Here is a 24,471-nt window from a genome sequence, read left to right on the forward strand (position 1 = left end):
CGGTATGCCCCCCAGCACCCCGGGCCCCAGCCCAGCCCTCCCCCCGCCGGCCTCGGACGGCCGGTCGCAGGCGCCGACGGCGAGCGCGCCCCACGGGACGGGCGGCAACGAGGGCCCGCCCGGGACACGGCCGCTGACCACCCCGGCCGGGCCCGGGCGCGTACCCAGGGCCCTGGGCCTGGGGCTCGCCCCGCCCTCCGCGTCCCGGAGCAACGCCGTGCACCCGGGCGCCTGGTGGCTCTGGGCGCTCGGTCTCGCCACCGCCGCGTCACGCACGAACAACCCCCTCCTGCTGGGCCTCCTCGTCGGCGTCGCCGGCTACGTCGTGGCCGCCCGCAAGACCGACGCCCCCTGGGCCCGCTCCTACACCGCGTTCCTCAAGATCGGCCTGTTCGTCGTCGCCGTACGCCTCGCCTTCAACCTGGTCCTCGGCTCGCCGGTCCCCGGCAGCCACACCCTGTTCACGCTGCCCGGACTCCCGCTCCCCGACTGGGCGAAGGGCATCCGCGTCGGCGGCCGGGTCACCGCCGAGGGCATGCTCTTCGCCCTGTACGACGGCGTACGCCTGGCCACCCTGCTGATCTGCGTCGGCGCGGCGAACGCCCTCGCCAACCCCGCCCGCCTCCTCAAGTCACTGCCCGGCGCCCTGTACGAGGCCGGCGTCGCGGTCGTCGTCGCGATGACGTTCGCGCCGAACATGGTCGCCGACGTCGTACGCCTGCGGACCGCGCGCAGACTGCGCGGCCGCCCCACCGGCGGCATCAAGGCGATCGCCCAGATCGGCCTGCCCGTGCTCGAAGGCGCCCTGGAACGCTCCGTCGCCGTCGCCGCCTCCATGGACGCCCGTGGCTACGGCCGCAGCGCCGAGGTCCCCGCCCCCGTACGCCACACCACCACCGCGCTGACCCTGGGCGGCCTGCTCGGCGTGTGCGTCGGTACGTACGGGCTGCTCGGTTCACAGGGCGCCGGGTACGGCGCCCCGGTCCTGGTCGCCGGACTGCTGGCGTGCCTCGCCGGACTGCGTCTGGGCGGCCGGCGCCAGATCCGCACCCGCTACCGCCCCGACCGCTGGGGCGCCCGCTCCCTGCTCGTGGCCGGATCCGGCGTCGCCGTCGCCGCGCTGACGCTCTGGGCGGGTACGTACGCCTCCGAGGCCCTGACCGTCGGCGTCGTCCCGCTGACCGCGCCGGGCCTGCCGCTGTGGCCCGCACTGTCCCTGCTCGCCGGTCTCCTCCCCGCCTTCGTCGCACCCGTACCTCCCAAGGAGTCCACGTGATCCGGTTCGAGAACGTGTCGGTCACCTACGACTCCGCCGCGCAGCCGACCGTCCAGGGGGTCGAACTGACCGTCCCTGAAGGGGAGTTGGTGCTCCTCGTCGGACCGTCCGGGGTCGGCAAGTCGACCCTGCTCGGTACCGTCTCCGGCCTCGTCCCGCACTTCACCGGCGGCACCCTGCGCGGCCGGGTCACCGTGGACGGCCGCGACACCCGCACCCACAAGCCGCGCGAACTCGCCGACCTGGTCGGCACGGTGGGCCAGGACCCACTGGCGCACTTCGTCACCGACACCGTCGAGGACGAACTGGCCTACGGAATGGAGTCGTTGGGCCTGGCTCCCGCCGTGATGCGCCGCCGGGTGGAGGAGACCCTTGACCTGCTGGGCCTCGCGGAGCTGCGCGACCGCCCGATCGCCACGCTCTCGGGCGGCCAGCAGCAGCGCGTCGCGATCGGCTCGGTGCTCACGCCGCACCCGAAGGTCCTGGTCCTTGACGAGCCGACGTCGGCGCTCGACCCCGCGGCGGCCGAGGACGTCCTGGCGGTCCTGCAACGCCTTGTGCACGACCTGGGCACGACGGTCCTGCTGGCCGAGCACCGCCTGGAAAGGGTGGTCCAGTACGCCGACCGGGTCATCCTGCTCCCCGCCCCCGGCGCCCCGCCGGTCATGGGCGCCCCCGCCGACATCATGAAGATCTCCCCGGTCCACCCCCCGGTGGTGGCCCTCGGCCGGCTGGCTCGCTGGTCCCCGCTCCCCCTGTCGGTGCGGGACGCCCGCCGCCTGGCCGCCCCCCTGCGCGAGCGCCTGTCTTCCCACACCCCCGGCCGAAGGCCCCCACTGCCGCACACATCACAAGCGCCCCAAGGGCCGGGAGCGGCCCCCCGCCCGGGCGGCGCCGGGCGGCCCGCCCCCGCCGCGCCGAGGCGGACCCTGGCCACGCTGTTCCGCCGGCCCCCGCACACCCCCACCCACGCCGCCGTCGCCACCGTGAGCGCCCTCGCCGTACGCCGCGCCCGGGTGGAGGCCCTGCGCCAGGTGGACCTCACCGTCGCCCCTGGCGAGACCATCGCCCTGATGGGACGCAACGGCGCGGGCAAGTCCACGCTGCTCAACACCCTCATCGGCATGATCGAGCCCACCTCGGGATCGGTCACCGTGGGCGGCCGCACCCCCCACCGCACCCCGCCGCGCGACCTGATCCGCGAGGTCGGCCTCGTACCGCAGGAGCCGCGCGACCTGCTGTACGCCAACACGGTGGCCGCGGAGTGCGCCGCCGCCGACGAGGACGCGGGCGCCGCCCCGGGAAGCTGCCGGGACCTGGTCCGCGAGCTGCTGCCTGGCGTGGCCGACGACACCCACCCCCGCGACCTGTCCGAGGGCCAGCGCCTGGCCCTGGCCCTCGCACTCGTGCTGACCGGCCGCCCGCCCCTGCTCCTCCTGGACGAGCCGACCCGCGGCCTCGACTACGCGGCGAAGGGCCGCCTGGTCACGGTGCTGCGCGCGCTCGCCGCCGAAGGGCACGCCATCGTCCTGGCCACCCATGACGTGGAGCTGGCCGCCGAGCTCGCCCACCGGGTCGTGATCCTCGCGGGCGGTGAGGTCGTCGCGGACGGCCCGACCGCCGAGGTCGTCCTCTCCTCGCCCGCCTTCGCCCCCCAGGTCGCCAAGATCCTCGCCCCGCAGCACTGGCTGACCGTCCCGCAGGTACGCGAGGCCCTGGTATGACCCGCGTCACAGGGCCCGCGCGGCGGCCCCGCGCCACCGGCGCGACCGCGCCCGTCCGCCTCGGCCCGCGCGCGGTCGTGGCCCTCTGCCTGATCACCCTCATCGGCGTCGCCGCCTTCGGCTGGCCCCTGCTCGCCGACGCGGACGCCGGGCTCGCGCACGCGCGGGACACCCCCTGGCTCTTCGCCGCGCTGCTCCCGCTCCTGGTGGGTGTGGTGGTCGCCACCATCGCCGACGGCGGCCTGGACGCCAAGGCGGTGGCGATGCTCGGGGTGCTCGCCGCCGTGGGCGCGGCGCTGCGCCCGCTCGGCGCGGGCACAGCCGGTCTGGAGCCGATGTTCTTCCTGATGGTGCTGAGCGGCCGGGTGCTCGGCCCGGGCTTCGGCTTCGTCCTCGGCTCGGTGACGATGTTCGCCTCGGCCCTGCTGACCGGCGGGGTCGGCCCGTGGATGCCGTTCCAGATGCTGGCGATGGGCTGGTTCACGATGGGCGCGGGCCTGCTCCCCGGCCCGCACCGGCTGCGCGGCCGCGCCGAGATCGCGCTGCTCGCCCTGTACGGCGCGCTCGCCTCGTTCGCGTACGGCACGGTCATGAACCTCCAGGGCTGGACGTTCATCGGCGGCATGTCATCGGGCATCTCCTTCCACCCCGGTGACGCGCTCCAGGACAACCTGCTGCGCTTTTTCGCGTACTGCGCGGCCACCTCGCTGGGCTGGGACCTGGGCCGGGCCGCGCTCACCGTGGTCCTGACGGCGGCCCTCGGCACGACGGTCCTCAAGGCGCTGAGGCGGGCCACGCGGCGCGCCGCCTTCGAGGCCCAGGTCACATTCGAGGGCTCATAAGGGTCCCGTGAGGGTGAGGCCCCCCACAGGGCCTTGGTCCTCTACGAGCGGACTTAGTGGGCCCATGCCGTGATCCAAAGCCCCCTCGATCCCCGCCCTGAGCTGGCCTTTCCCTCCCTCGCACGGAGGGGGGCGTTGCGCCCCGGGTGCGACTGCCACTAGTAACCGGGGTCGTTGCGGCCGCCCCCCGGGGCCAGCTACAACTGTTCGAGTCGCCGGAACCGCCCGGTCCGCTCACCGGGCCGACTCCTTACGGGTTCCCCCGCCGTCGAAGTCCTCGAGACGTCCGGCTGAGCGCGACGACCATGTCCCCGAAGTTAGGTTTCGTGTTGTCTTTCGCCGCCCGTTTCACCGCTCGTAAGAAGTCCATCGCCGCCGCCGGCGCCACTGTGCTCGCCGCCGCCGGTGTCGCCATGGCCGCCGTCCCGGCCCAGGCCGCACCGTCGAGCGCCCAGGCGATCGCGCAGAAGATGATGCCGGCCGGGCAGTTCCAGTGCTTCAGCAAGATCGTGAACCACGAGTCCGGCTGGAACCCGTCCGCCACCAACGCCTCCTCCGGCGCCTACGGTCTGGTCCAGGCCCTGCCCGGTTCGAAGATGGCCTCCGCCGGTGCCGACTGGAAGTCCAACCCGGCCACCCAGATCAAGTGGGGCCTGAACTACATGAACGAGCGCTACGGCAGCCCGTGTGGCGCGTGGAACTTCTGGCAGCAGAACAGCTGGTACTAAGCCCTGCCGGCAACGGAGTCGAAGAGCCGCGCGATCGCCGGCGCCGACTTCATGAAGGCCCCGTCGTGGCCGACCGCTCCCTGGTCGGTCACCGGGGCCTTCTTCCCGTGTGCGGCCAACTGCCGCGCGCAGCTGAGCGTGTTGCCCATCGGTACGTCGGTGTCGCCGCTCGCGGTGTAGAGCCGCACCGGCACGTCGGGCTTCCAGTCGCAGCTGTGGCCGTTGACCCGCATGGCGTCCAGCAGCGGGCCCCTGGGGTGCGTGAGGCTCGCGTAGAACTCCGGCGTGAGCATGTCCTTCACCGTGCCGGGCAGGGCCGCGAGCACTTCCTCGGTGGTGTGGCGGCTGTCAAAGAGGTCGCCGACGACACCGGCGTACGGCGCGCGGAAGACCTTGGCGGGGTCGGTGTAGAAGGGGTGCAGCCGGTTCTGCGCGGTGAGCCAGTACGCGATGTACAGCACCCCGCTGGTGTCGTTGACCCGTCCGTCGAGGAGCGCGGGCATCTCCTGCCCCTCGATGTCGTACGGTCCGGACACCGGCGCGAGTGCCTTCAGCCGGAAGTGGGCGTCGTCACCCTGGCTCAGCGCCCGGCCGAGCGCCATGGCGACCTGGCCGCCCTGCGAGAACCCCGTCCCGTACACGTCCCCGGTCAGCGGGCGCCCCAGCTCGCGCGCGGCGGTGCGGGTGGCGCGCAGCATGTCGAGCGAGGCGGACACGGCGGAGGCGGTGTCCATGTACGGATGCCGGCCGGGCCCCTCGCCGAGGCCCAGGTAGTCCGGCGCGGCGACGGCCCGGCCGGCCGCGGCGTGCAGATAGGGCGAGAGCCGTCCGTCGTCCTCGCTCGCGGAGGGCGCGTAGTCCCGGTCGACCATGGTCCCGTGGGTGTCGGCGACGAGGTCGAGCGGGGTGTGGCGCCCGTCGTCGGGCAGCACGAGAAGGCCGGTGGCGGTGGTGCGGGTGCCCTGCGGGGTGATGGTGCGGTAGGTGAGCCGGTATCCGCGTACGCCGTGGCGGACGTCGGCGCCCTCGATGCCGGCCGCCCTGAGGAAGCCGGAGACCTGGGTGGGGGTGCGGGTGGCTACGGCCTCCACGGACAGGAGGTCGCCCCGCTGGGGGGTCGGGTGGGCCTGGGCGGCCGGGGCGTATGCCCCAACGGCCCCTGCGAGCAGGGTGGTTACGGCGGCGGCGCGAAAGCGTGTGCTGTTCATGCCCCGACCGTAAACAGCCCCGCCCCGAAGCCCCATCCGACAACCCCCCGCCCCCCGGGTTCCCCCAAACCCACCCCGAGGTAGGGCTACCCCCACCGTCCGCGCAGTTCCCCGCGCCCCTGGCAGGGCCCACGCTGAGGCATACCCAGGATGAGGCCGTTCAGGCCGAACGGGGTCTGGGGCGGAGCCCCAGGGGCCCCGGCTGCGGACCGTGCGTGGCTGAGCGCGCAGTTCCCCGCGCCGCGGGCGGGGTCCGTGCTGGCCCACACCGGCAACTTCAGCCCGTCCGGCGATTGAGGACGAGGCCGTTCAGGCCGAACGGGGTCTGGGGCGGAGCCCCAGGGAGCTCGGCTGCGGACCGTGGTCGCTCCTCGCGCAGTTCCCCGCGCCCCTGGCAGGGCTGGTGCCGGCCCGCGCGCATCCCTGCGCCCCTGGCAGGGTCCGTGCTGGCCCGCACCGGCATAGTCAGCCCGTCCGGCGATTGAGGACGAGCGCGTTCGGCGCGAACGGGGCCTGGCGGGGGCGGGGCATCCCGCGTGGTTCAGCCCAGGCGTTGGATGATCGTGGCCGTGGCCAACGCCCCACCCGCACACATGGTGACCAGCGCGAACTCCTTGTCCCGCCGCTCCAGTTCGTGCAGCGCGGTCACGATGAGCCGCGCCCCGGTCGCCCCCACGGGATGCCCCAGCGCGATCGCACCCCCATTCACGTTCACCTTCTCCAGGTCCTGCTCGAAGACCTGCGCCCAGCTCAACACCACCGAAGCGAAGGCCTCGTTGATCTCGACGAGGTCGATGTCCCGCAACGACATCCCCGCCTTCCCCAGCACTGCCCGCGTCGCGTCGATCGGCCCGTCGAGATGGAAGTGCGGATCCGCCCCGACCAGCGCCTGCGCCACGATCCGCGCCCGGGGCCTGAGCTTGAGCGCGCGGGCCATCCGCTTGGACGCCCACATGATCGCGGCCGAACCGTCGGAGATCTGCGAGGAGTTGCCCGCGGTGTGCACCGCCGTAGGCATGACCGGCTTGAGCCGCCCCAGCGCCTCCATGGACGTGTCGCGCAGCCCCTCGTCGCGGTCCACGAGCCGCCACATGCCCTGCCCGGCCGCCTGCTCCTCCTCCGTCGTGGGCACCTGCACGGGATACGTCTCCCGTTTGAAGCGCTCCTCGCCCCACGCCGCCGCCGCCCGCTCCTGCGACAGGAGCCCGAGCGCGTCGACCCGCTCCCGGCTCAGCCCCCGCTTGCGGGCGATCCGCTCCGCCGCCTCGAACTGGTTGGGCAGGTCCACGTTCCACTCGTCGGGCCAGGGCTTGCCCGGCCCGTGCTTGGAGCCGGAGCCGAGCGGCACCCGCGACATCGCCTCCACCCCGCAGCTGATGCCGACGTCGATGACTCCCGCCGCGATCATGTTCGCGACCATGTGGCTGGCCTGCTGCGAGGACCCGCACTGGCAGTCCACGGTGGTCGCGGCGGTCTCGTACGGCAGCCCCACCGCGAGCCAGGCGGTGCGCGCGGGGTTCATGGACTGCTCGCCGGCGTGCGTGACCGTACCGCCGACGATCTGCTCGACGCAGTCGGCGTGGATGCCGGTGCGACCGAGGAGTTCGCGGTAGGTCTCGCCGAGCAGGTAGGCGGGGTGCAGATTGGCGAGCGCGCCTCCGCGCTTGCCGATGGGCGTGCGTACGGCTTCGACGATGACAGGTTCCGCGGCCATGAGCTCGTCCTCTCCTGACACAGCCGCTGGGTGTCCCGGCACCGCACGGCCACGAACTGATACGCGTTCTAGTTCTGAGTGCAGTCTTATGAGAGCTACCCCCGGTACGCAAGGGTTGCGCACGACTCCGGTGGGCAGTTCGGTGCGCAATAGATCCTGCCGCGAGCCTTGCTTGTTGTAGAGCCCGTTACTACCTTTCCGGACACCTTCTGATGGACCGTCAGTCATCGTCAGTCATGACCGTCAGACCTGGAGCGGCCGATGCGTTGCCCCCACCTGCCCGAGGGGTTCGACTTCACCGACCCCGACCTGCTCCAATCCCGTGTGCCCCACCCGGAGTTCGCCGAGCTGCGGCAGACGGCGCCGGTGTGGTGGTGCGCCCAGCCGACCGGCATCGCCGGCTTCCAGGACGACGGCTACTGGGCGGTGACGCGGCACGCCGACGTCCGGTACGTCTCCACGCACCCGGAGCTGTTCTCCTCCACCACCAACACGGCCGTGATCCGCTTCAACGAGTCGATCAGCCGCGAGCAGATCGACGTCCAGAAACTGATCATGCTGAACATGGACCCGCCCGAGCACACCCGGGTCCGCCAGATCGTCCAGCGCGGCTTCACCCCGCGCGCGATCCGCTCCCTGGAGGGCGCCCTGCGCGAGCGCGCCCGCTCCATCGTGGACGCGGCGCTGTTGGAGGCCGACAAGAACGACGGCTCCTTCGACTTCGTCACCCGCATCGCGGTCGAGCTCCCCCTCCAGGCCATCGCCGAGCTCATCGGCGTCCCCCAGGAGGACCGGACCAAGATCTTCGACTGGTCCAACAAGATGGCGGCGTACGACGACCCCGAGTACGCCATCACCGAGGAGATCGGCGCCGAGGCGGCGATGGAGCTGGTCTCATATGCGATGAACCTCGCCGCCGCCCGCAAGGAGTGCCCGGCCAAGGACATCGTGTCGCAGCTGGTGGCGGCGGAGGGCGAGGGCAACCTGCTCTCCGACGAGTTCGGCTTCTTCGTCATCCTGCTCGCGGTGGCCGGCAACGAGACGACCCGCAACGCGATCAGCCACGGCATGCACGCGTTCTTGACCCACCCCGACCAGTGGGAACTCTACAAACGCCGGCGCCCCGCCACCGCCGCCGAGGAGATCGTGCGCTGGGCGACCCCGGTCGTCGCCTTCCAGCGCACGGCGACCCGGGACACCGACCTTGCCGGCCAGCAGATCAAGGCGGGCGACCGCGTCGGCCTCTTCTACTCCTCCGCCAACAACGACCCCGACGTCTTCGAGGACCCCGAGCGCTTCGACATCACCCGCGACCCCAACCCCCACCTCGGCTTCGGCGGCGGAGGCCCGCACTTCTGCCTGGGGAAGTCCCTCGCGGTCCTCGAAATCGACCTGATCTTCAACGCCATCGCGGACACCCTGCCCGACCTCCGCCTCACGGGCGCCCCCCGCCGCCTCCGCTCGGCCTGGCTGAACGGCATCAAGGGCCTCCCAGTCACCCGCGGTTGACCACCCTGGCCGCTCACCCCCTCGAACCCCAGTCGCGCGTGAGCGGCGTGGTCGACTGGGTCGAGACCTCCTGGGGTCCGGCCGATCTCGACGTGGCCCACTGCTCGACCAACCTCGCGCTGCCGCACGGCATCCCGGCCGGCCTCGGCTTCGCCGGCCGGTACACGGCGGCGGGCGGCCGGCTCTCGCCCGACCCGGACGACCGTCTGTACTGGCGGGTCCTCGACGCCCTCACCTTCGCCCCGTACGCCGAGAAGGTCGCCGCGCCCTGGCGCGCCCTCGGCCGCGCCGACCTCACCGACGACCTCGTCGGGCGACGCCTTGAGGAGTACATCGCGGCGGTCCTGCGCGAACGTGCCCGCGAGTGAGGGGCGACGACCTCTTGTCGGCCGGCCGCCCCACTGAAACAGTTGCCTCGGCACCCTCTCGCGACGGAATCGGCAGGAACATGGACGTACAGCGACCGGATCAGTACCCGCACCCCCATCAAGCTCCGGCGGAGCCGGACGCCCCGGCCCGGCCGGGCGGGGCCGAGCCGGGTGGCAAGGAGTCGGGCGGCGCGCGGCTCGCGGTCACCGAGCGGACCCGGCACCGGCGGCTGCGGGAGCAGGGCAGTACCCGGGTGGCCGATCTCGACGCGATCCTCCGGGCCGGCTTCGTCTGCCACCTCGGGGTCCTCGTGGACGGCGTCCCCATGGTCGTGCCGACGGTGTACGGCGTGGACTTCGCGACCCGGACGCTGTTCACGCACGGTTCGGTCGCGAGCCGCAGTGTGGTGCGGGCGCCGGGGGCCACGGTGTGCGTGACCGTCACGCACGTCGACGGGCTGGTGCTCGCCCGGTCGGTCTTCGAGCACGGGGTCAACTACCGCAGCGCGATGATCTACGCCGTGCCCCGGCTCATCACCGACGGCGACGAGCTGCTGCACGGACTCAAGGTCCTCACCGAGCACTGCGCGCCGGGCCAGTGGGAGTACGCCCGCTCCCCCAACTCCAAGGAAATCGCGGCCACTTCGCTGCTCGCCCTCTCGCTCGACGAAGCGTCGGTCAAGGTGGCGTCGGGACCGCCCGACGACGCGGAAGGGCCCGACGGAGAACTCGGCCTGTGGGCCGGCGTGATACCGCTCAGGACACACTTCGCCGCCCCCGAACCGGACCCCGCCCTGCCCGGGAACATCCCCGTCCCCCGCCATGTCGCGATGCTGGCCGCAGGCAGCGCCACCGGCTGAATCCCCGCGAACCCCTGGCCCGCGCCTGAACGGAACCGAAACCACCGCGACGTCGTCGTAGCTCCCGGCGACCGGCCGTCCGGGCCGCCGGCTGCCGGGACGAGCACACGGGGGACATGGGCATGCGGCACGCGGAACGACTGTGGCGGCGGGCCCTTGTGTTGGCGCTCGCCCTGGTGGCGCTGCAACTGGGCTCGCTGGTGGCGCCCGCGTACGCCTGCGGCTGCGGGGCGATGGTGCCGCAGAACGGGAGCCGGCTGAGCGTGCGCCAGGAGACATCGGCGGTCCGCTGGGACGGGCACAGCGAGCAGATCGTCATGCGCCTCACGGTCGACGGCAACGCGCCGCGCGCCGCGTGGATCATGCCGGTGCCGAGCCGGGCGACGGTGGAACTGGGCGACCGGCGCCTCTTCGACGAGCTGGAGCAGATCGCCGCGCCCGTGCACCGCACGCGCTCCCACTTCTGGCCAGGGGACGGCGACTGGCCGTTCGCCAAGGACCGCGGCGTGGGTGACGGCGCGCCGGGTGCGGCGGCGAAGCCACCCGTGGAGGTGGTCGGCAGGCAGCGCCTCGGCCCGTTCGACGTGGCCCGCCTCACCGCGTCCGATCCCACCGCGCTGCGGAACTGGCTGACGGACAACGGCTTCCGGCTGCCGCCCGCCCTCGCCACCGAGCTGAAGCCCTATGTCGCCCGGAAGTGGGAGTACGTGGCGATCCGGCTCGCCCCCGATCAGGCCGGCCAGACCCTTGGCGGCCCGCTCGATCCGCTGAGTCTGACCTTCGCCAGTGACACCCCGGTCTACCCGATGCGGCTCTCGCGCCTCGCGAGGAATCCGCAGACGCTGAACCTGTACGTGCTGGGCGCGCACCGGATGGAGACGGCGTCGGCCATCGGGGGCGAGGAGCCCCGGACGCTGTTCGCGGGCCGGGTCGCGGAACCCGGCGGCGCGCTGGGCGAGCTGACGGACCACGCGCCCTCGGTGTACGTGACGGCCCTGACCCAGTTCTTTCCCCGGCCCGCCGAGATCACCGCCGACCACGACATCCGCCGGGCTCCCGGCGACGCGGGCTTCCAACGGGCCTGGTACACGGAGCAGTTGATGACGGTGGGCGGCGTACCCGCCTGGCTCCTGACGGTGGGGGCCGCCCTGGTAATGCTCGTCTGCGCGGGCGCGCTCACGGTGCGTCGGACACGGGCACGGCGGACTGCCATGCGGTGAAGAGGGGAACCTCACCGAAGGAGTCGAGGACCACGATTGCGAAGGGACGGTCGAAGGCGATCGTCTCGACGCGGACGGGCTCCTCGTCGCCGCTCATCCAGTCCATGGCCGCCACCGTCACGGCGGCGGCCTCGACGCCCTCCTCGGCGACGGCGAGAACGGCCTCCTGCACCACCTGACCGACATACAGCGGTTCCGGTGACATCCCGGAGAAGTCGGCCAGCCCTTCGTGCGTCGCGAACTCCACGCCCAGGGCGGGCAGTTGGCGCGTCACGTTCACGCGGGTGCGCAGCGTCAGCCGGGGCAGCGCCAGGCGTACCTCGTCGGCGCGGATGGCGGTGCGCTCCTCGGCCCAGGCGGCAGGCAGCACCTCGCCGGGGCCGGCGCCGCGCGGGCCGAGCAGGAACCGCACCCTGGCACCGGCGGCGCCCGCGGTGCGCAGTTCGACGACGCGTACGCCGCCCGGCGCCCGCCACGCGTCCGCCGGGTCGACGGCGCCGTGCATGGTCACCACCTCGTGCTCGACGCCCTGGGCATCGGTGAACGGTTCCGGACGCGTGCCCCACTCGCGGAACGGATGCTCCCAACGCGCCTTCAAGGCAAGGATGTTGACGATGGTGAGCGCGGTGCCCGGGTCGAGCGTGACGGGCAGGTTCGCGATGAGTCCGCCGGTCACCTCCCGCACCCACGTGTCGGCCTGCGCCTGATCCGGGACGCCGCCGAGGGCGAGGACCGGGAGCGCGTCGCGGTAGGCGCGGTACAGCGGCGCGGTGGCCCATGCGCGGGTCGCCACGGCGAGCGCGTCGGTGGCCCGCAGGTCACGGGTGGTCGCGGTGACCGCGTCGGCGGCCTCGTCCCCGGCCACGCCGAGCAGCGCGCGCAGCTCGTCGGCGGTCTCGGCGCGCGCCCCGGCCGCGACCGCGCCGAGCGCCAGCCACAGCCCGGCCGGCGAACTCACGAAGTCACCGGCGACACCCTCGCGCCCAACGCCGTGCCCGTCGCCGTGCCCGTCGCCGAGCTGCGGCAGCCAGCGGACGGCCAGTTCCCGTATCGCGTGGGCGTGCCCGGTGAATCCCTCGGCTTCGACCCCTGTCAACGCGACCTCCCGTATCGCCGCGCCGCCCCTTGCCGCGCGCGAGAAAGCTGTGTAGCACACTGATCGCGATGGACAAGGCGAAGGCGCCGACCCGGCGTCCTTCTGACGAGAGGTGTCACGTGCCAAGCGTCGTAAAGATCAACGTACTGACCGTGCCGGACGACCAGCGCGAGGTGCTGGAGAAGCGGTTCGCCTCGCGTGCGGGGTCGGTGGAGAACTCCGACGGGTTCGAGTGGTTCGAGCTGCTGCGCCCGATGGAGGGCACCGACCAGTACCTCGTCTACACCCGCTGGCGCAGCGAGGAGGACTTCCAGAACTGGATGGCCACCTCGATGCGGGGCGCGGGCGCGCACGGCGGCCAGGGGGAGGGCGGCGAGCGGCCCAAGCCGGCGGCGTCCGGGTCCACGCTGTGGTCCTTCGAGGTCGTCCAGCAGGCGGCTCCCAAGGCCTGAGCCGGGCCGCCCGTAGAAATCCTGAGCCAGGCCGCCCGTAGCCCGAGCCAGGCCGCCCGCCGAAATTCGGTGGCCGGCGCCCGGGCCCTCGGGATAGGCAGTCGTCCATGAGCTGGATCATGACCGCCGAGCGGCCCGACACCCCCGACGCGAGCCTGCTGCGCCGCGACTACTACGACGAGGTGGCGAGCCGGTGGTACGGGCGGCCCGCCACCGAGGCCGAGATCGAGCAGGGCCTCACCGACGACGGCGCCGGCCAACTGGCGCTGCCCACCGGCGACTTCGTGGTCGGACGGTACGAGGGGCGGCCCGCCGCGTGCGGGGGTGTGCTGCTCTGCTCGCCGGCCCCCGTGATCGACGGGACGTCCCCGGCGACCGCCGAACTCACCCGGATCTACGTGCGCCCCTTCGCGCGCGGAACCGGGGGCGGCGGTGCTCTCCTGAACGCCCTGGAGGACGCGGCCCGCCGCCTGGGTGCGCGCCGGCTCGCCCTCGACACCCGGCACGATCTGGTGGAGGCGCGAGGCCTGTACGCCAAACACGGCTACCGCGAGGTGGCCCCGTACGGCGAGGGGCCCTTCCGTGAGCGCTGGTTCGCCAAGGAGCTGTAGCGGGCGGGCGGGCCCGGGCCCCCCTACGCCTCGCCGCGCCCGCGCGTCCTGAGGTCCTGGCGCGCCGCGGGCGAGTTCGGCTGTTCCTCGTCCGAGCCCGAGAGCTCCGAGCAGAGTTCCCGCACCAGCTTCACCAGGTCGGTGGGACGGTGGGGGCCCCACCAGTCGCCAAGGAGCTCGGCCAGGGACTCCTCGCGCGCCGTCGAGAGCCGCATGGCGATCCGCCGGCCCTCGTCCGTCAGGACCATCGGCATGCCCTCGCGCCGGGCGAGCCCGCGCTCCTCGACCTGGCGCGCCGCCTCCGTGATCACATGCAGCGGCACGGGGCTGCGTTCGGCGAGCATCCCGGGTTCGGCGGATCCGTACTTGTGGATGCGCAGGAGCAGCCAGCTCGCCGCCGGAAGCAGATCGAGATCGGCCTTCTTGGTGATCGTCACGTAGACCTCACGGCGGCCCTCGCGGGTGCCGAGCACCGAAAGGGCCCGCGCGCACTCGTCGTAGGAGGACCGCTCCACCGGGTTGGAGGCAAGGGTCTGGCTGGTGTCGGGCGCGGTGACCGCGCCCCGCAGCTTGTCCTCCTTGAGGAACCACGCGGTCACGAAGGCGAGCAGGACGACCGGGGCCGCGTACAGGAAGACGTCCGTGATGGAGGAGGAGTACGCGTGCAGGACGGGCCCGCGCGCCGCCGGGGGGATGCGGGCGATGGTGTGCGGGTCGGCCGCGATCGTGCCCGGGCCGGTGCCGGGCGGAAGCCGCTGCCCGGCCAGCGCGTCGGAGAGCTTGCCGGTGAGCCGGTTGGTGAAGATCGTGCCGAAGATGGCGACCCCGAACGAGGCGCCGATGGAGCGGAAGAACGTGGCGCCCGAGGTCGCGACGCCGAGGTCCGCGTAGTCGACCGCGTTCTGCACGACCAGGACCAGGACCTGCATCACGAGACCCAGGCCCGCGCCGAAGACGAAGAAGTAGACGCTCATCTCCCAGGTGGAGCTCGTCTCGGTGAGCCGGTGCAGGAGCAGCAGGCCGACCGTGGTGATCGCCGTGCCCGCGATGGGGAACGCCTTCCACCGCCCCGTCCGCGACACGATCTGGCCGGACGCCGTGGAGGTCAGCAGCATGCCGAGGACCATCTGCAGCATGTGCACCCCGGACATGGTGGGCGAGATGCCCTGGACGACCTGGAGGAACGTCGGCAGGTAGGTCATCGCGCCGAACATGGCGAAGCCCACGATGAAGCTGATGAGGGCGACCAGGGTGAACGTGCGGATGCGGAACAGCTTCAGCGGCAGGACCGGCTCGACGGCCCGCCGCTCCACCGCGACGAACGCCACGAGCAGCACGACGCCGAGCACCGCGAGCCCGATGATCTGCGCCGAGGCCCACGGCCAGGTGGTGCCGCCGAGCGAGGCGACGAGGACCAGGCAGGTCGCGACGGAGGCGATGAGGAAGGTGCCCAGGTAGTCGATGGTGTGCCGGGTGCCGCGCGCGGGGATGTGCAGCACGGCGGCGATGACCAGGAGCGCGACCACGCCGATGGGCAGGTTGATGTAGAACACCCAGCGCCAGCTGAGCTGTTCGGTGAAGAACCCGCCGAGCAGCGGGCCCAGGACGCTGGTCGCGCCGAAGACCGCGCCGAACAGGCCCTGGTACTTGCCACGCTCACGCGGCGAGACGAGGTCGCCGACGATCGCCATCGACAGCACCATCAGACCGCCGCCGCCCAGGCCCTGGAGCGCCCGGAAGCCGATCAGCTGCCCCATGTTCTGCGCCACGCCGCACAGCGCGGAGCCGATGAGGAAGATGACGATCGCCGCCTGGAACAGCTTCTTGCGGCCGTACTGGTCGCCGAGCTTGCCCCACAGCGGAGTGGCGGCGGTGGAGGCCAGCATGTACGCGGTCACGACCCACGACAGGTGCTCCATCCCGCCGAGGTCGCTGACGATGGTCGGCAGCGCGGTCGACACGATGGTCTGGTCGAGTGCGGCGAGCAGCATGCCGAGCAGCAGCGCGCCGATGGCGACCAGTACGGCCCGCCGCTCGTGCCCCGTACCGGGGGCGACGGTGGCGGAGGCGGTTCCCTGAGCCATGGCCACGTCCCATCCGTTTGGTCTGCGTCCGATCCATTGGGTCTGCGTCTGATCCGCGTCCCGTGGTGTGCTCCGACTCGCACACACCATCTTGATCGGAATGTACGGAAATGGCCTGCCGGGGCGGGCCACGCACCCCCGGGTTCCCGCGGGGCGCCCGGCATAATCGCTCGCAGTCCAAGGGGAGGGGACCGACGATGACCGGACAGGACTGTCCCGCGTGCGGCGCAAAACGCGGGGAGCGCGGGGAGCGCGGGGAGGACGGAAGACCCGGCTGCGCGTGCGCCGAGCGCGCCGCCCGGATCCCACACGCCGAGCGCTCGGCCGAGGCCGCGGCGGCGGAGGACTTCGACCCGCTGCGCATCCGCCCGTACGTGACGCTGCCGAACGCGCCGGGGGGCGATCCGGGGGGCGTTTGCCGGGATGGCGCGGGCCCGGGCGGGGCCACCCCACGTGAAGGCGGCTCGCAGGGCGTTGGCCCGGGGGTGGGCGGCCCGGGGGTGGGCGGCCCGGGTCGGGACCCGTATGGCACCGGCCCGGACGTGAGCGGTGCGTACGAGGTCAGCCCGGGTGGGGTCGCCCCACAGGGCGGCGCGTACGAGGTCGGCCCCGGTCGCCTCGACCCGCAGGGCGGCGCGTACGAGGTCAGCCCGGGTCGCCCCGACCCGCAGGGCGGCGCATACGAGGTCGGCCCGGGTCGCCCCGCCCCGCAGGGCGGCGCGGACCCGGGGTCGTACCCCGCGCGCCGTATCCCCGGCCGCCCGGCCACCACCCCGCGCCGCAGGCTCACCGCGCTGACCATCGGCGTCGCCACCGCCGTCGTCATCGCCGCGGCGGCGTTCGCCAGCACGCTGTTCGCGAGTGACGCGACACCGAAGCAGGCGTTGCCGGACGCCGTGGACACCGGTGTCCCCTACAGCGGCGCCGGCACCGACTCCGCGACGCCCTCGGCCACCGCCACGCACACCAGAAGACCCGCCCCGAGCCATTCCGCGCCCTCGTCCGCCTCCGCGTCCGCCTCGGCCCCGCCGTCCCCCTCCGCGTCCGCCTCCGCCTCCGGGGCCGCCGCGCCGAGTCCGTCGAAGTCCGCGCCCGCGCCGTCGGCCTCCGCATCCGGGCCGGACTCCCGCGCCCCGCAGGGCAAGCCGCTCGCGCCGCCCCCGCCGGGGCAGACGCTGCGGAGGGGCGACAGCGGGCCCGGGGTGCTCGAACTCCAGGAGCGATTGGCCCAGTTGGGCCTCTACACCGGCAGCGCCGACGGCGGTTTCGGCTCGCGCACCGAGCGTGCGGTGCGGGACTTCCAGTCGTACCTGGGCATCACGGACGACCCCGCCGGCGTCTACGGGCCCCGGACCCGACAGGCCCTGGAGTCGATGACGGACCAGCCGTAGACCCCCCGGTCCGCAACCCCCGCCGGCGCGCGTTCTCGCCCGGCAGAAGGGGGGCGGGTGGCACAACCCCCGACTCGTTTTGTATCGTGAAGGAACAAAGTGATCCCTGCCTGTACTCCCTGACCGGCGGGCGGGGATCACCTTTGTGTTTTCGCGCCGCCGACCGCGTCGCCCCCGCACCACCCGCTCCCGCGCACTTGGAGTCCGCCGATGCCGGCCAGCACCACGACCCCCACCGTCCTGACCGCCCGCGCCTTCCTGCTCGACATGGACGGCACGATCGTGAACTCCGACGCCGTGGTCGAGCGCTGCTGGCGCCGCTGGGCCGAGCGGCAGGGCCTCGACCCCGACGCCGCGCTCAAGGTCGTCCACGGCCGCCAGGGCTACGCCACGATGGCGCTGCTCCTGCCGGACCGGCCGATGGAGCAGAACCACGCCGACAACAAGGTGATGCTCGCCGAGGAGACGGCGGACACCGACGGCGTGGTGCCGGTCCCGGGCGCCCCCGCGTTCCTGGCCGCGATCGCGAAGGCGCCGCACGCCCTGGTGACCTCCGCCGACGCGGCGCTCGCCCGGGCCCGTATGACCGCTGCCGGCCTGCCGATGCCCGAGGTGCGGATCACCGCCGAGTCCGTGGGCGCGAGCAAGCCGGACCCGGAGGGCTTCCTCAAGGGCGCCGCCGCGCTGGGCTTCGCCCCGGCGGACTGCGTGGTCTTCGAGGACTCAGAGGCGGGGATCGCGGCGGGCCTGGCGGCGGGGATGCGCGTGGTGGGCGTGGGCCCGCGCGCGGGCGCCCATGAGCCAACCGTCCACGTGCCCGACCTCACCCACCTCACCGTCACCACCGAGGCGGACGGCGGCCTGCGCCTGGAGATCACCGGCTGAGCCGGACGCGACAACGACCGCCCCGTGCCGCGGCCGGCCACCACGAGCTGCGGCCACCACGAGCAAACGGCCCCCGTCCTACCACGGGGGCCGTTTCCATCGGTGGAGCCGGGCCGGGGCCCGGCGGCCCGGGCGTGGGCCGAGCCCGACCCCCGGGCTCAGCCCGCGATCGCCTCGAACAGGCTGAACCCGGCCAGGGCCAGCATCAGGCAGGCCGCGACCTTGGTGATCAGGCGCAGCGGCACGTGCTTCATCAGGGTCCGCCCGCCGACGATGCCGAGCCCGGCGACCGCCCAGAGGCCGAGCACCGCGCCGATGCCCACGGAGAGCGGGTTGTCGTAGCGGGCAGCCAGGTTGGCCGTCATGATCTGGGTCAGGTCGCCGAACTCGGCCACCAGGATGAGCATGAAGCCCGCCCCCGACACCTTCCAGAACGACTGGTCGGCCGGCGCCTTCACCTCTTCGTCGTCGTCGCCCTTCTTGAAGAGCAGCATCGCCGCGCCGGCGAGGAAGAGCACCCCGACGATCGCCTGGAGCAGCCGGTGCGGCAGCAGGGTGAGCACGCTGCCCGCCGCGATGGCTAGGACGACGTGGACGGCGAAGGCGGCCGCGACGCCGACGAATACGTACGACGCCTTGTAGCGGGTGCCGAGCATCAGGCCCGCGAGCGCGGTCTTGTCGGGGAGTTCGGCAAGGAAGATCACGCCGAAGGTGATCGCCATGATCGTGAAGCTGAGCACGGAAGGGTTCCTCTGTCGGTCGGGCGCGCCGCACCGAGAGCAAGTCCGAGCTGAATCCGGGGTCGCTTCGGCACGGCGGCGCCATGATGGGTCATGGTCACTGCGGCCGAAGGTCTCGCTGGCGGGTCCCTCACGGGCACACGCCTCCGGGCGCCGGCCGAGGACCCCTGAGGGATTCGGCAGTATGTCGACGTTCCGGCGAAGAGCTACTCCCCTTCTGCGCCCTCAAGGGTACGGCATGCCGCGCGCGCCCCTCAGGGACGGAGTTCCCGGACGTCACGGTGCACTCTGCCGCGCGCGACCAGTTCGAGCACCACCGACACGGCGACCGCCTGTACGGCCATGAGCGCGACCAGGACGAAGAGCTGGACCGCGCCCGCCTGCACGGGGGACGCGCCGCCGAGCAGCATGCCGACGAACGCGCCGGGCAGCGTGACCAGGCCCACGGTCCTGGTCTGGTCGAGGCCGGGCAGCAGCGCGTCGGACGCGGCGGGCCTGGCGATCTCCAGGCGCGCGTCGCGGTCGAGCAGCCCGAGCGCCATCGCGGCCTCCACCTCGCCGCGCCGCGCGGTCAGCTCGTCCAGCGCGCGGCGCCCGCCGAGCACGGTCGCGGTGAGCGCGCCGCCGATGAGGATGCCGGTGACGGGGATGAGCGCGATGCCCTTGACGGGGACGAGGCCGGTGAGCAGCAGTGCCGAGACCACCGGGACCACGCCGGCCGCGATGGGGGCGGCCGCCCACCACCAGGTGCGGTTGGCGGTCATCCGGCGTCCCGCGGTGCGGGCCGCGACCGCGAACATCAGCGCCAGGAAGGCGAGCAGCAACGGCACGGAGCCGACCACCCAGTGGATCGCGAGGGCGACCACGGCGAGCTGAACGGCCGCCCGCACCCCGGCGACCAGGATCTCGCGGTGCCGCCCGAGGCGCGCGGCGGCGGCGACGCCCGCGGCGGCGACAAGCAGGGCCGCGAGCACGACCCCGAGCGTGACATTCACGGGCAACAACACGCCCCCACGGTACGACCCCCACCCCCCGAACCCACCCCGCGACCTCCCACTCGAGCCGGTGTCCCCCACGGACCGACCGCGCCCCGGGCCGCTTTCCCTCGCGGGCCGGTCCCCGTCGGAAGGGCGCACGCAAGCCTCCTCGCGAGCGGGGGGGCGGAGGGGCCGGCGCGGGGCCTTCTGCGGCAAGGGCCGCGTGCGTGGACGCGCCCGCAGACGCGTCCCCGGACGGTTCGTCACATCCCGCTTCCGCCGGTCTCGTCCGGACCCTTGATCTGACGTGACCATGTCGCCACGCTGTTACCTGGCGCCCATCCCCGGGCAACCCGGCGCCGACACGCTGGCCGAGCCGCCCCCCTTCGCGGCCGGACAAGTTCCCCCACACCAAGGGAGTTCGCATGGCAGGCACCACCGCAACCCGCATATCCCGCCTCTACGCGCGTCACGCGGCCGTCTTCGCCGCCACCGCCCGCACGTATCCGGGCGAGCCGACGGTGCAGGCGGAGGGCTCGCTCACCGGTCGCAGCCGTGACGAGTTCCGCACTGGATCACCCGGTCCGGCATCCCCGACACCCGCGAAGCGGCCCGCGAGCGCGACGGCGTGAACGTCACCCCCGACGCCAACTGTGCTGTCACCAGCGGCAGTTGGCACCACGCGTCCGGCGGCGGCGCCACCCGGACCGCGACGCCCGACGTGGACATCGTCCGCATCGCATCCATGCCGGCCCTCAACGAGCCCGGCTGACCCTCACTTCAAGGCGTCGGCCGCGTGCCGCCGACGAAGCGACAGCGCTCCGGACCGGCCGCCCCCTCCGCCGGAGGACGCCACCTCTCCGAGCGCTCATATGTCATGCGCATGACCTACGAGGAGAAACCCATGCACTCCATTCCCCGACTCGCCGCCGCCACCGCCTCCGCTTTCTGCCTGGCGGTCAGCGGCCTCGTGCTCAGCGCCGGCAGCGCCCAGGCCAGCACCTGCTCGACCGCCCACCTGCCGCTGCCCGACGCGTCCTGCACCCCCGGTTCGTACAACCCGGACGTGACGCAGTCGACCATCGACTCGACCATCTGCGTCCCCGGATGGACCGCCACGGTCCGCCCCTCCACCAGCTACACCAACGGCCTCAAGGCCCAGGGCATCATCGACTACGGCTACTCCGACACCAGCATGTCCGACTACGAGGAAGACCACCTCGTGCCCCTGGAGCTCGGAGGCGCGCCGAAAGACCCGGCGAACCTGTGGCCCGAGCCGCACTACGGCAGCCAGACGGCTTACAGCAAGGACGGCGTCGAAACCAAGCTGAAGAACGCGGTGTGCGACGGCCGGACCACGTTGTCCGCGGCACGTGCCGCCATCAGGACCGACTGGACCACCGCGCTGCGGGTCACCGGCGTGGGCTGAACGCGACGGTACTGATCGGCGCCGCCCGCCTCAGGGTCCCTCCAGCAGTGCCACCCCTGGGCGCCCTCGCCCGCGACCTGGCGGCCGATCCCGCCTGGTCCGGCCGGCGAACGGCCCGACGTGCTGTTGCTCCTGGGCGATCAGGTGTACGTCGACAACGTCTCGGCCGGCACCCGGCGTCGGCCGGCCGCGCGCCGTGACCTGCGCGAGGCGCCGGGCGCGCAGGTCGCCGACTACGAGGAGTACACCCGGCGGCCCGCGTTGGGGGCGCGCCGGTGAGTGGCTGCGCCGCCGGGCGGACCTGGAGCACTGGGCCGCGTTCCCCGCCTCGTTCGCCCTGCTCGGCGAGTTGATCGCCCGCGCGGGCACGGGCACCGGCGCGCCGGCCACCATCAGCGTCCTGTCGGGTGATGTGCACCACGCCTACGTGGCGGAGCCGTCCTGGCCACATAACGCCCCTCAACCCGCCTCTCGGATCGTTCAGTTGACGTGTTCGCCTCCGCACAACAGGGTTTCGGCCCCGTGCGGGCCGGGTTCCGCTTCGGCTGGAGCCGGACCGGGCGGGGGCTCGGCCGGCTTTTGGTGCGGCACGGCCGGGGGGCGCGACCCGTCGTCGACCGGCGCAGGACGGGCGGGCCCCGGTTCGGCCACCAGCTCATGTCCCTTACGCTGCACGGCCGTTCGGCGCGCCTGAGTCTGCGACGGACGCGCCGGGCCCGCCGTCGGCACGGCGGCCCGGACCGCCTGTCGACCGTCCTCGATCCCCCTCTCACTCCGCACACCCCCCTTGGCTTGTTTCAGCCGTCTGAAACAAGAAATTAAACATGTTGAACTTGCAAGCACTACTGAGGGCTGCCTAACCTGTGGACCCCATCGGTCCCGTCCCCAACCGAAGGAGCCCTCCATGGCCTCCCCCACGCTCGACTCCGACAGAGCGCGCCCCTACGCGCTCGGCCTGTTCCGCATAGTCATCGGCCTCCTCTTCGCCTGCCACGGCGCGGCGTCCCTCTTCGGCGTCTTCGGCGGCGCGATGGGCGGCGGCTCGATCCCCGCGGGCACCTGGCCCGGCTGGTACGCCGCGGTGATCCAGCTCGTCGGCGGTGTCCTGGTGCTGGCCGGCCTCTTCACCCGCCCCGTCGCCCTGATCTCCTCGGGCTCCATGGCGTACGCCTACTTCAGCGTCCACCAGTCCCACGCGCTGCTCCCCCTGCAAAACGGCGGCGAGGCGTCCGCGATGTACTGCTGGGCCTTCGTGCTCCTCGTCTTCACCGGCCCCGGCGCGCTCGCCCTCGACCAGTTCCTGGGCGCCCGCCGCACCGCCCGGCCGGCCCCGGACACCCAGCGCGAGACCGTCACGGCCTGAGCCCCGCCCCTCGCCCACCGCTCACGCTGCCCGGAGTTCAGCCGCCGAACTCCGGGCAGCGGCATGCCGGTCCCTCCCGCGGCCGACCCCTCGCGCGGACCCGCGCGGGCCCGGGCGTACGCTGTACGGCTGTACCGCCGCCCCTGCCGCTTCCCCGCGACACCGCGGTATTCACGTCCCGGGGAACCGACAAGCCGCAGAGGAGCGAACGTGCTGGAGAGTGTGGGGGCGCTCACGTCGAGCCCCTGGATCTACGCGGTGGTCGCGCTCTCCGTGCTGCTCGATGTCTTCCTGCCCGTACTGCCCAGCGGCGTACTCGTCATCACCGCGGCGACGACGGCCGCCGGGTCGGCGACCGCCGCCGGAGCCGGTGACGCCACCCGGACCGGCCACGCCGACCTGCTCGCCCTGGCCGCCTGTGCCGCCACCGCCTCCGTCGTCGGGGACCTCATCGCCTACCGTCTGGCGCGGCGCGGCGGGGCCCGCCTGGAGCGCGCGATCGCCCGCTCGCGCCGCCTGACCCGGGCGCAGGAACGACTCGGCATCGCGCTCAGCCGGGGCGGCGGCGGCCTCGTCGTCATCGCCCGCTTCGCCCCCGCCGGACGCTCCGTGGTCTCCCTCGGCGCGGGCGCCGCGCACCGCGGGATCCGCGAGTTCCTGCCGTGGTCGGCGCTGGCCGGGGTGGCCTGGGCGACGTACAGCGTGGGGCTCGGCTACTTCGGCGGGCAGTGGCTCGGCGCGACCTGGCTGGGCACGGCGGTGTCCCTGCTCGCGCTGTTCGCAGCGGGCGCCCTCGCGGCATACGTCGTAAAGCGCCCGGCGCCCGCCCCAACGCCTGCGTCCTGAGCCGCCGCCCAGCCCTGATGCCCGCGTCCTGAACCTTGAACCTGGGCCTGCCCCGACGCCTGCGTCCTTGACCGGCCGCCCCGCCCCGGCACCCGCGTCCTGACGAGAGCGCGGGGCGCGCCCTGGCCCGGGCGACCCGGCCTGCCCAGCCCACTCGGCCCGCGCGGCCGTCAGGCCCGGCTCGCGGCGGCTCCGGATCCGCGCACCTCGATCCCGGCCAGGAGCGCGCGGGTCGCCTCGGCTATCTCCTCCACCGCGCTGTCGAAAACCTCCTTGTTGTGCGCGGCCGGCACCCGGAACCCGGACACCTTGCGCACGTACTGGAGGGCCGCCGCCCTCATGTCGTCCTCGGTGGCCTTCTCCGGCATGGCCGGTGGCCGCAAAGTTTTGATACTTCTGCACATGCCCCCAGTGTGACCGACACCACTGACAACGGCCCGGACCCGGACGCCCCGGCCGAAATCCGCGAGGCTACGCCAGGGCCGCCGACTAAAGTCGACGCCATGGCGGAAGCAGCGAACGGCCCCAGCACCGGCCCCGTACGCGTCGACAGCTGGATCTGGTCGGTCCGGCTGACCAAGACGCGCTCCCAAGCGGGCACGGCCTGCCGGGCAGGACACGTCCATGTCAACGGCGAGCGAGTGAAGGCCTCCCACCAGGTGAAGGCCGGCGACGAGGTACGGGTCCGCCTTGAGGGCCGGGAGCGGATCGTGAAGGTCGTCCAGCTGCTGCGCAAGCGGGTGGGCGCCCCGGTCGCCGTCGAGGCGTACATCGACAAGAGCCCGCCGCCGCCCGCCCGCGCGGACGTCCTCGCGGCGGGCGTCCGGGACCGGGGCCTCGGCCGCCCCACCAAGCGCGACCGGCGCGAGATGGAGCGCCTGCGCGGCCTGGCGGAGAGCCGCCGCGCCGCGGGCTGAACCCGGGTCGCACGGCGCGGGGAGGCAGAGCCGCGCGGCGGGGGCCGGGGCCGGGGGCTGCCGCAAGGAGCCGGGAGCCCCGGCCAGGGCCGGGACTGCGGCAGGGAGCCGAGACTCGCGGCAGGAGTCCGAGCCGTGCGCAGGGCTCGAGCCGTACGCGGGGCTCGCGACGGGGCCCAAGCCGTGCGCAGGGCTCGCGACGGGGGCCCAAGCCGTGCGCAGGGCTCGCGA

At 73.3% G+C, this 24,471-nt stretch carries 26 protein-coding genes and 1 pseudogene; 20 read left to right on the forward strand and 7 right to left on the reverse strand.

The genetic code is table 11. From position 1 onward, the window contains the following. The first annotated feature begins 4 nt into the window (after nt 1–4). The 4 genes from ABR738_RS12515 (at nt 5) to ABR738_RS12530 (ending at nt 4,570) form a co-directional block, all read left to right on the forward strand. A complete protein-coding gene (locus tag ABR738_RS12515; RefSeq protein WP_350230048.1) occupies nt 5–1,276 on the forward strand; it encodes an energy-coupling factor transporter transmembrane component T in 1,272 nt (423 codons plus the stop codon). Then, nucleotides 1,273–3,000: an ABC transporter ATP-binding protein gene (locus ABR738_RS12520; protein ID WP_350230049.1), complete on the forward strand. Its 1,728-nt coding sequence runs from the start codon at nt 1,273–1,275 to the stop codon at nt 2,998–3,000. The genes ABR738_RS12515 and ABR738_RS12520 overlap by 4 nt, the downstream gene beginning before the upstream one ends. Further along, nucleotides 2,997–3,842 (forward strand): ECF transporter S component, encoded by an 846-nt coding sequence (locus ABR738_RS12525; RefSeq protein WP_350230050.1) that lies wholly within the window; start codon nt 2,997–2,999, stop codon nt 3,840–3,842. Before ABR738_RS12520 ends, ABR738_RS12525 begins: the two co-directional genes overlap by 4 nt. Nucleotides 3,843–4,147: 305 nt before the next feature. Continuing rightward, nucleotides 4,148–4,570 (forward strand): aggregation-promoting factor C-terminal-like domain-containing protein, encoded by a 423-nt coding sequence (locus ABR738_RS12530; protein WP_350230051.1) that lies wholly within the window; start codon nt 4,148–4,150, stop codon nt 4,568–4,570. On the opposite strand, the gene ABR738_RS12535 is transcribed toward ABR738_RS12530, so the two are convergent. Continuing rightward, nucleotides 4,567–5,778 (reverse strand): alpha/beta hydrolase, encoded by a 1,212-nt coding sequence (locus tag ABR738_RS12535; RefSeq protein ID WP_350230052.1) that lies wholly within the window; start codon nt 5,776–5,778, stop codon nt 4,567–4,569. The two genes, ABR738_RS12530 and ABR738_RS12535, sit on opposite strands and share 4 nt — an antisense overlap. 541 nt (nt 5,779–6,319) lie before the next feature. Then, nucleotides 6,320–7,492 (reverse strand): steroid 3-ketoacyl-CoA thiolase, encoded by a 1,173-nt coding sequence (locus ABR738_RS12540; protein ID WP_350230053.1) that lies wholly within the window; start codon nt 7,490–7,492, stop codon nt 6,320–6,322. A gap of 261 nt (nt 7,493–7,753) precedes the next feature. Between ABR738_RS12540 and ABR738_RS12545 the strand changes: the two genes are divergently transcribed. The 4 genes from ABR738_RS12545 to ABR738_RS12560 all read left to right on the forward strand — a co-directional run bounded on the left by ABR738_RS12545 (nt 7,754) and on the right by ABR738_RS12560 (nt 11,449). Next, nucleotides 7,754–9,001, forward strand: a complete 1,248-nt coding sequence (locus ABR738_RS12545) for a cytochrome P450 (protein ID WP_350230054.1) — start codon at nt 7,754–7,756, stop codon at nt 8,999–9,001. Continuing rightward, the gene (locus ABR738_RS12550) at nt 8,998–9,369 is read left to right on the forward strand and encodes a hypothetical protein (RefSeq protein ID WP_502964076.1); all 372 of its coding nucleotides are present in this window, start codon (nt 8,998–9,000) and stop codon (nt 9,367–9,369) included. The genes ABR738_RS12545 and ABR738_RS12550 overlap by 4 nt, the downstream gene beginning before the upstream one ends. An 80-nt stretch (nt 9,370–9,449) precedes the next feature. Continuing rightward, nucleotides 9,450–10,229: a pyridoxamine 5'-phosphate oxidase family protein gene (locus ABR738_RS12555; protein WP_350230055.1), complete on the forward strand. Its 780-nt coding sequence runs from the start codon at nt 9,450–9,452 to the stop codon at nt 10,227–10,229. Between the two features lie 122 nt (nt 10,230–10,351). Next, entirely contained in the window at nt 10,352–11,449 is a 1,098-nt protein-coding gene (locus tag ABR738_RS12560; RefSeq protein WP_350230056.1) for a DUF2330 domain-containing protein, read from the forward strand. On the opposite strand, the gene ABR738_RS12565 is transcribed toward ABR738_RS12560, so the two are convergent. Further along, nucleotides 11,406–12,545 (reverse strand): serpin family protein, encoded by a 1,140-nt coding sequence (locus tag ABR738_RS12565; protein ID WP_350230057.1) that lies wholly within the window; start codon nt 12,543–12,545, stop codon nt 11,406–11,408. The two genes, ABR738_RS12560 and ABR738_RS12565, sit on opposite strands and share 44 nt — an antisense overlap. A 119-nt stretch (nt 12,546–12,664) precedes the next feature. Between ABR738_RS12565 and ABR738_RS12570 the strand changes: the two genes are divergently transcribed. Together ABR738_RS12570 and ABR738_RS12575 are read left to right on the forward strand one after the other, a co-directional pair. Next, entirely contained in the window at nt 12,665–12,997 is a 333-nt protein-coding gene (locus tag ABR738_RS12570) for an antibiotic biosynthesis monooxygenase family protein (protein ID WP_350230058.1), read from the forward strand. A gap of 107 nt (nt 12,998–13,104) precedes the next feature. Next, on the forward strand, nt 13,105–13,608 hold the full coding sequence (locus ABR738_RS12575; RefSeq protein WP_350230059.1) for a GNAT family N-acetyltransferase: 504 nt from the start codon (nt 13,105–13,107) through the stop codon (nt 13,606–13,608). Between the two features lie 23 nt (nt 13,609–13,631). Here the strand turns inward: ABR738_RS12575 and ABR738_RS12580 are convergent, their stop codons facing one another. Beyond that, nucleotides 13,632–15,692 carry an MDR family MFS transporter gene (locus tag ABR738_RS12580; RefSeq protein WP_350230060.1) on the reverse strand — a complete coding sequence of 687 codons (2,061 nt, stop codon included), beginning with the start codon at nt 15,690–15,692 and terminating at the stop codon, nt 13,632–13,634. A 542-nt stretch (nt 15,693–16,234) separates the two neighbouring features. On the opposite strand from ABR738_RS12580, the gene ABR738_RS12585 reads away from it, so the two are divergent. Further along, nucleotides 16,235–17,083: a peptidoglycan-binding domain-containing protein gene (locus ABR738_RS12585; RefSeq protein WP_350230061.1), complete on the forward strand. Its 849-nt coding sequence runs from the start codon at nt 16,235–16,237 to the stop codon at nt 17,081–17,083. A 210-nt stretch (nt 17,084–17,293) separates the two neighbouring features. Further along, the gene (locus tag ABR738_RS12590) at nt 17,294–17,968 is read left to right on the forward strand and encodes an HAD-IA family hydrolase (protein ID WP_350230062.1); all 675 of its coding nucleotides are present in this window, start codon (nt 17,294–17,296) and stop codon (nt 17,966–17,968) included. 158 nt (nt 17,969–18,126) lie between these two features. Here the strand turns inward: ABR738_RS12590 and ABR738_RS12595 are convergent, their stop codons facing one another. Together ABR738_RS12595 and ABR738_RS12600 are read right to left on the reverse strand one after the other, a co-directional pair. After that, nucleotides 18,127–18,708, reverse strand: coding sequence for a TMEM165/GDT1 family protein (locus tag ABR738_RS12595; protein WP_350230063.1), 582 nt, complete (start codon nt 18,706–18,708; stop codon nt 18,127–18,129). 254 nt (nt 18,709–18,962) lie between these two features. Then, nucleotides 18,963–19,715 carry an ABC transporter permease gene (locus ABR738_RS12600; protein WP_350230064.1) on the reverse strand — a complete coding sequence of 251 codons (753 nt, stop codon included), beginning with the start codon at nt 19,713–19,715 and terminating at the stop codon, nt 18,963–18,965. Nucleotides 19,716–20,110: 395 nt separating this feature from the next. Here ABR738_RS12600 and ABR738_RS12605 point away from each other — a divergent pair, with 395 nt between their 5' ends. From ABR738_RS12605 to ABR738_RS12635, 7 genes and pseudogenes are all read left to right on the forward strand, one after another. Next, entirely contained in the window at nt 20,111–20,317 is a 207-nt protein-coding gene (locus ABR738_RS12605) for a hypothetical protein (RefSeq protein ID WP_350230065.1), read from the forward strand. Further along, nucleotides 20,314–20,457, forward strand: a complete 144-nt coding sequence (locus ABR738_RS12610; RefSeq protein ID WP_350230066.1) for a hypothetical protein — start codon at nt 20,314–20,316, stop codon at nt 20,455–20,457. The genes ABR738_RS12605 and ABR738_RS12610 overlap by 4 nt, the downstream gene beginning before the upstream one ends. Nucleotides 20,458–20,589: 132 nt before the next feature. Beyond that, a complete protein-coding gene (locus tag ABR738_RS12615; RefSeq protein ID WP_350230067.1) occupies nt 20,590–21,114 on the forward strand; it encodes a hypothetical protein in 525 nt (174 codons plus the stop codon). Between the two features lie 120 nt (nt 21,115–21,234). Then, entirely contained in the window at nt 21,235–21,393 is a 159-nt protein-coding gene (locus ABR738_RS12620) for a hypothetical protein (RefSeq protein ID WP_350230068.1), read from the forward strand. Next, nucleotides 21,368–21,936, forward strand: a pseudogene (locus tag ABR738_RS12625) (alkaline phosphatase D family protein); the annotation flags it as partial. The gene ABR738_RS12620 and the pseudogene ABR738_RS12625, both read left to right, overlap by 26 nt. Before the next feature lie 82 nt (nt 21,937–22,018). Continuing rightward, the gene (locus ABR738_RS12630; protein ID WP_350230069.1) at nt 22,019–22,477 is read left to right on the forward strand and encodes a DoxX family protein; all 459 of its coding nucleotides are present in this window, start codon (nt 22,019–22,021) and stop codon (nt 22,475–22,477) included. A gap of 210 nt (nt 22,478–22,687) precedes the next feature. Further along, on the forward strand, nt 22,688–23,323 hold the full coding sequence (locus ABR738_RS12635; protein ID WP_350230070.1) for a DedA family protein: 636 nt from the start codon (nt 22,688–22,690) through the stop codon (nt 23,321–23,323). Nucleotides 23,324–23,493: 170 nt separating this feature from the next. Here the strand turns inward: ABR738_RS12635 and ABR738_RS12640 are convergent, their stop codons facing one another. Further along, nucleotides 23,494–23,727 carry a DUF2277 domain-containing protein gene (locus ABR738_RS12640; RefSeq protein WP_350230071.1) on the reverse strand — a complete coding sequence of 78 codons (234 nt, stop codon included), beginning with the start codon at nt 23,725–23,727 and terminating at the stop codon, nt 23,494–23,496. Nucleotides 23,728–23,826: 99 nt separating this feature from the next. Here ABR738_RS12640 and ABR738_RS12645 point away from each other — a divergent pair, with 99 nt between their 5' ends. Continuing rightward, nucleotides 23,827–24,240 (forward strand): RNA-binding S4 domain-containing protein, encoded by a 414-nt coding sequence (locus ABR738_RS12645; RefSeq protein ID WP_350230072.1) that lies wholly within the window; start codon nt 23,827–23,829, stop codon nt 24,238–24,240. The last annotated feature ends 231 nt before the right edge of the window (nt 24,241–24,471 follow it).

The sequence above is a fragment of the Streptomyces sp. Edi4 genome, assembly GCF_040253615.1.
GTDB lineage: Bacteria > Actinomycetota > Actinomycetes > Streptomycetales > Streptomycetaceae > Streptomyces.

What these genes read in the sequence shown, in the direction of transcription:
- ABR738_RS12535 (WP_350230052.1), bottom strand. Translation starts at nt 5,778, where the DNA reads ATGAACAGCACACGCTTTCGCGCCGCCGCCGTAACCACCCTGCTCGCA.
- ABR738_RS12645 (WP_350230072.1), top strand. Translation starts at nt 23,827, where the DNA reads ATGGCGGAAGCAGCGAACGGCCCCAGCACCGGCCCCGTACGCGTCGAC.
- ABR738_RS12575 (WP_350230059.1), top strand. Translation starts at nt 13,105, where the DNA reads ATGAGCTGGATCATGACCGCCGAGCGGCCCGACACCCCCGACGCGAGC.
- ABR738_RS12590 (WP_350230062.1), top strand. Translation starts at nt 17,294, where the DNA reads ATGCCGGCCAGCACCACGACCCCCACCGTCCTGACCGCCCGCGCCTTC.
- ABR738_RS12545 (WP_350230054.1), top strand. Translation starts at nt 7,754, where the DNA reads ATGCGTTGCCCCCACCTGCCCGAGGGGTTCGACTTCACCGACCCCGAC.
- ABR738_RS12560 (WP_350230056.1), top strand. Translation starts at nt 10,352, where the DNA reads ATGCGGCACGCGGAACGACTGTGGCGGCGGGCCCTTGTGTTGGCGCTC.
- ABR738_RS12580 (WP_350230060.1), bottom strand. Translation starts at nt 15,692, where the DNA reads ATGGCTCAGGGAACCGCCTCCGCCACCGTCGCCCCCGGTACGGGGCAC.
- ABR738_RS12525 (WP_350230050.1), top strand. Translation starts at nt 2,997, where the DNA reads ATGACCCGCGTCACAGGGCCCGCGCGGCGGCCCCGCGCCACCGGCGCG.
- ABR738_RS12605 (WP_350230065.1), top strand. Translation starts at nt 20,111, where the DNA reads ATGGCAGGCACCACCGCAACCCGCATATCCCGCCTCTACGCGCGTCAC.
- ABR738_RS12515 (WP_350230048.1), top strand. Translation starts at nt 5, where the DNA reads ATGCCCCCCAGCACCCCGGGCCCCAGCCCAGCCCTCCCCCCGCCGGCC.
- ABR738_RS12615 (WP_350230067.1), top strand. Translation starts at nt 20,590, where the DNA reads ATGCACTCCATTCCCCGACTCGCCGCCGCCACCGCCTCCGCTTTCTGC.
- ABR738_RS12630 (WP_350230069.1), top strand. Translation starts at nt 22,019, where the DNA reads ATGGCCTCCCCCACGCTCGACTCCGACAGAGCGCGCCCCTACGCGCTC.
- ABR738_RS12530 (WP_350230051.1), top strand. Translation starts at nt 4,148, where the DNA reads ATGTCCCCGAAGTTAGGTTTCGTGTTGTCTTTCGCCGCCCGTTTCACC.
- ABR738_RS12540 (WP_350230053.1), bottom strand. Translation starts at nt 7,492, where the DNA reads ATGGCCGCGGAACCTGTCATCGTCGAAGCCGTACGCACGCCCATCGGC.
- ABR738_RS12555 (WP_350230055.1), top strand. Translation starts at nt 9,450, where the DNA reads ATGGACGTACAGCGACCGGATCAGTACCCGCACCCCCATCAAGCTCCG.
- ABR738_RS12640 (WP_350230071.1), bottom strand. Translation starts at nt 23,727, where the DNA reads ATGTGCAGAAGTATCAAAACTTTGCGGCCACCGGCCATGCCGGAGAAG.